Below are 7,814 nucleotides of genomic sequence, written 5' to 3'. Positions count from 1 at the left end.
CCGGTTTCGCTCACGCTGGACCCCAAACTTTTCGGAGTCGACAGCATGAACTACATCGCAAAAGCAGACATTTCTACTTTGCCCAAACCGGACATTTCTACTTTGCCCTTACACACCCTACGAATTGCAGCTGTTCGTAGGGTGGGCGGGTCTCCCGCCCGCGCGTTCAAGCAGCCGAAGAATAGCCCTAACGTGGCCTTTGTCTCCCCTACGCCGCATGCAAATGCCGCGCCGCCGCCACGAAATCATCTTCCGCAATATCCTTCAACTCCAGCACTTCCCCCTTCGACACCTGCACGAAATTGCGGTCGATCGAGCGCAGGTAGGCAGGGTCGTAATGCTCCTCCAGCAGCTCTCCCACCAGCTCCGGCATCGCGCCGCCCTTGGCCATCGCATGCCAGGCATCGATCTTGGCGCGCCCGTGCAGCTGCACCAGGTGATCCAGCTGGGTGTTGAGGGCATCGGGATTGGCGCAGAAGTGCTCGTAGTCTTCCATCAGAAGGCGCACGCGGTTCTCGCGCGACAGCGACAGCGAGATGCAGGTCGAGGCGCGCATGCGCTGCATCACGGCGTCGGGCACGCGCAGGTTGCCGACCTTCTTGCTTTCGGACTCCACGAACACCGGCCTGGATGGATCGAAACGGCGCAGCTTGTCCCAGATGAGGCTTTCGAACATCTTCTGGGTCGGCTGAGGCTCGTTTGGCAGGTGGCCCAATACGGAGCCGCGGTGGGCGGCCAGGCGTTCCAGGTCGAGCACCTGGGCGCCGATGCCGTCGAGCGTTTCCAGCAGGCGGCTCTTGCCGCTGCCGGTGGTGCCGCAGACGACCCGGAAGTCCAGCTCGGACGGGGTTTCCAGGCTTGCCGCGACGTGTGCGCGGTAGGCCTTGTAGCCGCCATCGAGCTGGATCGCCGGCCAGCCGATCTTGGCCAGGATGTGGGCCATCGAGCCGCTGCGGTTGCCGCCGCGCCAGCAGTAGACCAGCGGCTTCCAGTCCTTGGGCTTGTCCGCCCACAGCGTCTCGACGTGGCGCGCGATGTTGGCGGCCACCAGCGGGGCGCCGACCTTCTTCGCCTCGAAGGCGCCGACCTGCTTGTACAGGGTGCCGACCTTGACGCGCTGTTCGTCGTCCAGCACCGGCGCATTGATCGCACCGGGGATGCGATCGAGGGCGAATTCCGCCTCGGTGCGCGCGTCGATGATGGCGTCGAAGGCGTCGAGTTCGGGAAGGATGTCGGCAAAACTCAGGACGGCAGGGTATTTCATTGTTTCTTCACGAGGGTGGCGAACTGCGGCCAGATGTTATTCAGGATGATCGGGTGGGCCGCGGCGGTCGGATGCAGGCGGTCTTGCTGGAACAGGGCCGGCTTGTCGGCGACGCCCTCGAGCATGAAGGGCACCAGCGGCGACTTGGTCTCGTTTGAGACCTTCTTGAACATGTTGAAGAAGCTTTCCGTGTAGGCGCGGCCGTAGTTGGGCGGCATGCGCATCCCCACCAGCATCACCTTGGCCTTCTTCTTGTGCGCCATGTCGATCATTGCGCGCAGGTTGCCTTCGGCCGAGGCTACCGGCAGGCCGCGCAGGCCGTCGTTGGCGCCCAGTTCGATCACGACGACGTCGGGCCGGTGCTGGTCGAGCAGGGCCGGCAGGCGGGTGCGCCCGCCAATGGTGGTCTCGCCGCTGATGCTGGCGTTGACCACCGAGGCCTGGATTTTTTCCGCTTTCATCTTTTGTTCGAGCAGTGCCACCCAGCCCGCGCCGCGCGTGATGCCGTATTCGGCTGACAGGCTGTCGCCCACCACAAGCACGGTTTTTGGTGCAGAATAGGCGCTCGATGACGCTGCCAGCGTCAGGATTGCAACAACAGTCAATTTCTTAAGAACAGCAAGCATGCGTGATAATCCCGAGGTTTCCAAGAATGGTGCGACGACGAGCGGCGCAAATGCGGGCACAAGTCCTGTAGGGCGGCCGCCGGCGATCGAGGTCAGCGGCCTGTCCAAGCGGGTAGCGGACGCCAGCGGCGAACTCACCATCCTGCACAACGTCGATTTTACCGTGCAACCGGCCGAGACGCTCGCGCTCGTCGGCGCGTCCGGCTCCGGCAAATCGACGCTGCTGGGCCTGCTGGCCGGCCTCGATACGCCATCCGGCGGCAAGGTCCTGCTGGACGGCACCGATATCTTCGCATTAGACGAGGATGGCCGCGCCGCTTTCCGCAAGGCCAAGTTGGGCTTCGTGTTCCAGTCCTTCCAGTTGCTCGCCCACCTGAACGCGGTCGAAAACGTCATGCTGCCGCTGGAACTGCGCGGCGATGCCGATGCGCGCGCCAAGGCCGAAGCGATGCTGGGCCGCGTGGGCCTGTCGAGCCGCCTCAAGCATTATCCAAAATACCTGTCCGGCGGCGAGCAGCAGCGCGTGGCACTGGCGCGCGCCTTCGTGACCGAACCGCCGCTGCTGTTCGCAGACGAACCGACCGGCAGCCTGGATGCCGCCACCGGCGAATCCATCATCGGCCTCATGTTCGAACTGAACCGCGAACGCGGCTCCACCCTCGTGCTGGTCACGCACGACCCGGCGATGGCCGCGCGCTGTGGCCGCACCATCACGATCGCGGCCGGCCGCCTGGTTTAATTTCCGTCGGCGGCGTCAAGCACCAGCATGTTCAGCACCGCCCGCGCCGCCGCGGGCAATTCGCCTGCCGTCAACCCGATTGGGCCGACGCCATTGGCTACCAGCAGGTCTGCCGCGGCGCCATGGATCCATGTGGCGCCGCTGGCCGCTTCCCAGGCCGGCCAGCCTTGCGCCAGCAGGGTTCCGCAGATTCCCGCCAGCACGTCGCCGCTTCCAGCGGTCGCCAGTCCGGCATTGCCGGTGGGGTTGATCACGGTTTCGCCATTCGGCTGCGCGATGACCGAACCCGAACCCTTGAGGATGACCGTGGCATTGGTGCGCACGGCCATGTCGCGCGCGGCCTGCAGGCGGTCTGCCTGGACCTCGCCGGCGTCCTTCCCGAGCAGGCGCGCGGCTTCGAGCGGGTGGGGCGTGAGTATCGTCGGCGCGCTGCGCGCTGCCAGGCGCGCCAGCAGGTCGGGACTCGCGCCGATCAGGGTGATGGCGTCGGCATCGATGACCAGCGGGCTGTCGCTGTCCAGCGCCTTTGCGAGCAGGCGCATTGCGCTCGCCGAGCCGCCCATCCCGGGGCCAATCACGAGCGTACGCTTGTCGAGCTCAAAGTCGTCGGCGGCGCGGAACATGAGTTCGGGCTGCATGCTGTCGTAACCCGGGCCCGGATCGAGCATCGCCACGAAGACGCGGCCCGCGCCTGTCAACAAGGCGCCGCGCGCCGCCAGCACCGGCGCACCAGCCATGCCGTGCGCGCCGCCGACAATGGCGACGTCGCCGAAGCTGCCCTTGTGGGTGTTGTGGCGCCGCGCCGCCAGCCGGTGCGCGAAGACGTCGTCGGTGCCGAGCCGGGCCTGTGATTGCGGCAGGTGCTCCGGCCCGACGCCGAGCATCTCCACGTGCACCAGCCCGGCATGATCGCGGCCGTCAGCCGTGTGCAGGCCAGGCTTGTCGCCAAGGAAGGTAATGGTGTGGGTGGCGCGCACAGCGATGCCATCCGGGCCGATGATGGCGCCGGTATCGGCATCGAGCCCGCTCGGCACGTCGAGGGCCAGGATGGGGCAGCGGACGTCGGCCAGCGCGGCGATGGCTTCGCGGTACTCGTCGCCGATGGGGCGGGTGAGGCCAATGCCGAACAGGCCGTCCACCACCAGTCCCCAATCGCCATCTGGCGGCAGCATGTCGATGAAGCCGACCGTGCCGTCCCGTGCGCGTTCGTGGGCCGTGGCGGTCTCAATCGAGGCATCGCGTTGACCCGGCAAATGCAGGACCAGGGCATCGATGCCGGCATCGGCCAGGTTGGCGGCCAGCTCGAGCGCATCGCCGCCGTTGTTGCCGGGCCCGGCGAGCACCAATACCGGCCGGTCGCGCCGTTCGCCCAGCAGTTGCATGGCGAACTGCGCGGCGGCCGCGCCGGCACGCTGCATCAGGGTCCCGGGTGGCAGGACCGCATAGGCCGAGGCCTCGATGGCGCGCAGCTGCGCCACGGTATAAAGGTGATTGTCCATGCGCCAGATTGTGCTGCATTTTCGCCAACATGGTCGCGCGTCCGGACTACAATATCGGGTCAACAGCATCGGCAGGAGTACTTACATGGACTGGCAGTTCTGGATCGACCGCGGCGGCACCTTCACCGACATCGTGGCGCGCAAGCCCGATGGGCAGCTCGTCACGCACAAGCTGCTGTCGGAGAATCCCGAACAGTACCGCGATGCGGCGGTGGCCGGCATCCGCCACTTGCTGGGCGTCGCGGCCGGAGAGCCGGTAGCGACCGAGCAGGTCGAGGTGGTGAAGATGGGCACAACGGTCGCCACCAATGCGCTGCTCGAACGCAAGGGCGAACCGACCGCGCTGGCCATCACGCGCGGCTTCCGCGACGCGCTTCGGATCGCCTACCAGAACCGCCCACGACTGTTCGATCGCCATATCGTGCTGCCCGAGCTGCTGTACTCCAGCGTGACCGAGATCGACGAACGCATCGGCGCGCACGGAGAGGTCGTTAAGCCGCTCGACCAGACCGCCGCACGCACTGCGCTGCAGGCCGTCTACGATGGAGGCCTGCGCTCGCTCGCCATCGTCTTCATGCACGGCTACCGCTACACCCAGCACGAAGCGGCCGTTGCCCGCATTGCGCGCGAGATCGGCTTCAGCCAGGTATCGGTGTCGCACGAAGTCAGCCCGCTGATGAAGCTGGTCGCGCGTGGCGATACCACCGTGGTCGACGCCTACCTGTCGCCGATCCTGCGCCGCTACGTCGACCAGGTGGCCTTCGACCTGCCCGGCGTGAACCTCCAGTTCATGCAGTCCAACGGCGGCCTGACCGATGCGCGCGCCTTCCAGGGCAAGGACAGCATCCTGTCCGGGCCCGCCGGCGGCATCGTCGGCATGGTGCGGGCCAGCCAGCTGGCCGGCTTCGAGCGCGTGATCGGCTTCGACATGGGCGGCACCTCCACCGACGTGTCGCATTATTCCGGCGAATTCGAGCGCGTGTTCGAGACCCAGGTGGCCGGCGTACGCATGCGCGCGCCGATGATGAGCATCCATACCGTGGCGGCGGGTGGCGGTTCGATCCTGCATTTCGACGGCACCCGCTACCGCGTGGGGCCGGACAGCGCCGGCGCCAACCCGGGGCCGGCCAGCTACCGCCGTGGCGGGCCGCTCGCGGTCACCGACTGCAATGTCATGCTGGGTAAAATCCAGCCGCGCCATTTCCCGCAGCTGTTCGGCGCGCGCGGCGATGAGCCGCTCGACGTCGAAGCGGTGCGCGCAGGCTTCACGGCAATGGCGGCCGACATCTCCGCCGGCACCGGCAGCCTGCCCGCTCCGGAAGCGGTGGCCGAAGGCTTCATCCAGATCGCGGTCGGCAACATGGCCAACGCCATCAAGCAGATCTCGGTGCAGCGCGGCCACGACGTGACTGAATACGCGCTGACCAGCTTTGGCGGCGCCGGCGGGCAGCATGCCTGCCTGGTGGCCGACGCACTGGGCATGAAGACCGTATTCATCCATTCGCTGGCCGGCGTGCTCTCGGCCTACGGCATGGGCCTGGCCAACCAGACTGCGATGCGCGAACAGGCAGTCGAGTCGCGCCTGCTTGACGCCGGCACCGAGACCCTCGGCGCGCGGCTGGCTGTGCTGGGTGAAGCGGCGCAGGGCCAGCTGCTGGCACAGGGCGTCCCTGCGGAACGCATCGAGCTGGTGCAGCGCGTGCACCTGCGCTACGAAGGCACGGATTCGGCGATTGTCGTGCCGTTTGGCGATGCCGGGGCCATGCAGGCGGCCTTCGAAAGCGCGTACAAGCGCCGCTACTCCTTCCTGATGCCGTCGCGCGGCCTGGTGGTCGAAGCGGTGTCGGTGGAAGCGATCGGCCGTTCCGACGCGCCGGTTGAAGCTGCGGCGGTGGCCGGCTCGAACGGCGCACGTCCCGCGCCCGGCGAAACCGTGCCGATGTACAGCGGGGGCGAATGGCGCGACACGGGGGTCTTCCTGCGCGAGGCCATCCATCCCGGCGATATCGTCAGCGGCCCGGCGATCATCGCCGAAGCCAATGCCACCACGGTGGTCGAACCGGGCTGGCAGGCCGAGGTCACGCGGCACAACCACCTCGTGCTCAAGCGAGTGGACGCGCTTCCGCAACGCCGCGCCATCGGCACCACCGCCGACCCGGTCATGCTCGAGATCTTCAACAACCTGTTCATGTCGATCGCCGAGCAGATGGGCCTGCGCCTTCAGAACACGGCGTATTCGGTGAACATCAAGGAGCGCCTCGACTTCAGCTGCGCCATCTTCGATGCCGACGGCAACCTTGTGGCGAATGCGCCGCACATGCCGGTGCACCTGGGCTCGATGGGCGAGAGCATCAAGACCGTGATGCGCGAGAACGCGGGCCGCATGCGCGCCGGCGACGTCTACATGCTGAACGACCCGTACAACGGCGGCACCCACCTGCCGGACGTTACCGTGATCTCGCCGGTGTTCGACGAGGCGGGCGTCGACATCCTGTTCTATGTGGGCTCGCGCGGCCACCACGCCGACATCGGCGGCACCACGCCGGGCTCGATGCCGCCGGATTCGAGCCACATCGAGCAGGAAGGCGTCTTGATCGACAACTTCAAGCTGGTCGACGGCGTCGATGGCATCCTGCGCGAGCAGGAGACGCGCGAACTCCTGGCAAGCGCACGCTACCCGGCGCGCAATCCGGACCAGAACATGGCCGACCTGCGCGCCCAGGTGGCCGCCAACCAGAAGGGCGTGGAAGAGCTGCACAAGATGGTCGCCCACTTCGGGCTGGATGTCGTGCGCGCCTACATGGGCCACGTGCAGGACAACGCCGAGGAAGCGGTGCGCCGCGTGATCTCTGCGTTGAAGGACGGCCAGTACAGCTATGACCTCGACAACGGCGCCCGCATCGAGGTGGCGATCCGGGTCGACCGCGACAAGCGCTGCGCGGAAGTCGATTTCACCGGCACATCCAGCCAGCTGCCGAACAACTTCAATGCACCCTCAAGCGTGTGCATGGCCGCGGTGCTCTACGTGTTCCGCACGCTGGTGGATGACGAGATCCCGCTCAATGCCGGCTGCCTCAAGCCCTTGAGGGTGATCATTCCGCCCGGCTCGATGCTGAACCCGCATTACCCGGCCTCGGTCGTGTCGGGCAATGTCGAGACCTCGACCTGCATCACCAACGCGCTGTACGGCGCGCTGGGCGTGATGGCAGCTGCGCAGGGCACCATGAACAACTTCACCTTCGGGAACGCGCGCTACCAGTATTACGAGACCATCTCGGGCGGCTCCGGTGCGGGCGAGGGCTTCGACGGCACCGACGTCGTCCAGACCAACATGACCAACTCGCGCCTGACCGATCCCGAGATCCTGGAGTTCCGCTTCCCGGTGCGGCTGGAGAGCTACGAGATCCGCCACGGATCGGGCGGAGCAGGGCGCTGGCATGGCGGGAACGGGGGCGTGCGCAAAGTGCGCTTCCTGGAGCCGATGACGGCGGCGATCCTGTCGAACAACCGGATCCATGCGCCGTTCGGGATGGCGGGCGGCGAACCGGCCGGGCGCGGGCGCAATACGGTCGTGCGGGCGGATGGGACGGACGAGACCCTGGGGCATATCGGCAAGGTGGAGATGGAGCCGGGCGATGTGTTTGTCATCGAGACGCCGGGCGGCGGCGGGTGGGGGACGCCGTAGG

5 protein-coding genes are annotated in these 7,814 nt (G+C 66.8%); 2 read left to right on the top strand and 3 right to left on the bottom strand.

Annotated features, from left to right (window positions below; all coding sequences use genetic code 11):
• Nucleotides 1-208 precede the first annotated feature (208 nt).
• Nucleotides 209-1,264, bottom strand: a complete 1,056-nt coding sequence (gene mnmH, locus HGB41_RS22775; protein ID WP_171088597.1) for a tRNA 2-selenouridine(34) synthase MnmH — start codon at nt 1,262-1,264, stop codon at nt 209-211.
• The gene (locus HGB41_RS22770; protein WP_171088596.1) at nt 1,261-1,890 is read right to left on the bottom strand and encodes an arylesterase; all 630 of its coding nucleotides are present in this window, start codon (nt 1,888-1,890) and stop codon (nt 1,261-1,263) included. The genes mnmH and HGB41_RS22770 overlap by 4 nt, the downstream gene beginning before the upstream one ends.
• On the opposite strand from HGB41_RS22770, the gene HGB41_RS22765 reads away from it, so the two are divergent.
• Nucleotides 1,889-2,629 carry an ABC transporter ATP-binding protein gene (locus HGB41_RS22765; protein WP_229423187.1) on the top strand — a complete coding sequence of 247 codons (741 nt, stop codon included), beginning with the start codon at nt 1,889-1,891 and terminating at the stop codon, nt 2,627-2,629. The two genes, HGB41_RS22770 and HGB41_RS22765, sit on opposite strands and share 2 nt — an antisense overlap.
• On the opposite strand, the gene HGB41_RS22760 is transcribed toward HGB41_RS22765, so the two are convergent.
• On the bottom strand, nt 2,626-4,128 hold the full coding sequence (locus HGB41_RS22760) for an NAD(P)H-hydrate dehydratase (protein WP_171088595.1): 1,503 nt from the start codon (nt 4,126-4,128) through the stop codon (nt 2,626-2,628). The two genes, HGB41_RS22765 and HGB41_RS22760, sit on opposite strands and share 4 nt — an antisense overlap.
• Before the next feature lie 85 nt (nt 4,129-4,213).
• Here HGB41_RS22760 and HGB41_RS22755 point away from each other — a divergent pair, with 85 nt between their 5' ends.
• Nucleotides 4,214-7,813, top strand: coding sequence for a hydantoinase B/oxoprolinase family protein (locus HGB41_RS22755; RefSeq protein ID WP_171088594.1), 3,600 nt, complete (start codon nt 4,214-4,216; stop codon nt 7,811-7,813).
• Nucleotide 7,814: the final 1 nt, after the last annotated feature.

Source organism: Telluria aromaticivorans (assembly GCF_013003915.1).
Taxonomy (GTDB): Bacteria; Pseudomonadota; Gammaproteobacteria; order Burkholderiales; family Burkholderiaceae_D; genus Telluria; species Telluria aromaticivorans.
Note: the sequence above shows the minus strand (reverse complement) of the source record. Positions and strands in the feature narration are given on the sequence as shown.

Coding starts and splice junctions, on each gene's coding strand:
- HGB41_RS22760 (WP_171088595.1), bottom strand. CDS start 4,128: ATGGACAATCACCTTTATACCGTGGCGCAGCTGCGCGCCATCGAGGCC.
- mnmH (WP_171088597.1), bottom strand. CDS start 1,264: ATGAAATACCCTGCCGTCCTGAGTTTTGCCGACATCCTTCCCGAACTC.
- HGB41_RS22770 (WP_171088596.1), bottom strand. CDS start 1,890: ATGCTTGCTGTTCTTAAGAAATTGACTGTTGTTGCAATCCTGACGCTG.
- HGB41_RS22765 (WP_229423187.1), top strand. CDS start 1,889: ATGCGTGATAATCCCGAGGTTTCCAAGAATGGTGCGACGACGAGCGGC.
- HGB41_RS22755 (WP_171088594.1), top strand. CDS start 4,214: ATGGACTGGCAGTTCTGGATCGACCGCGGCGGCACCTTCACCGACATC.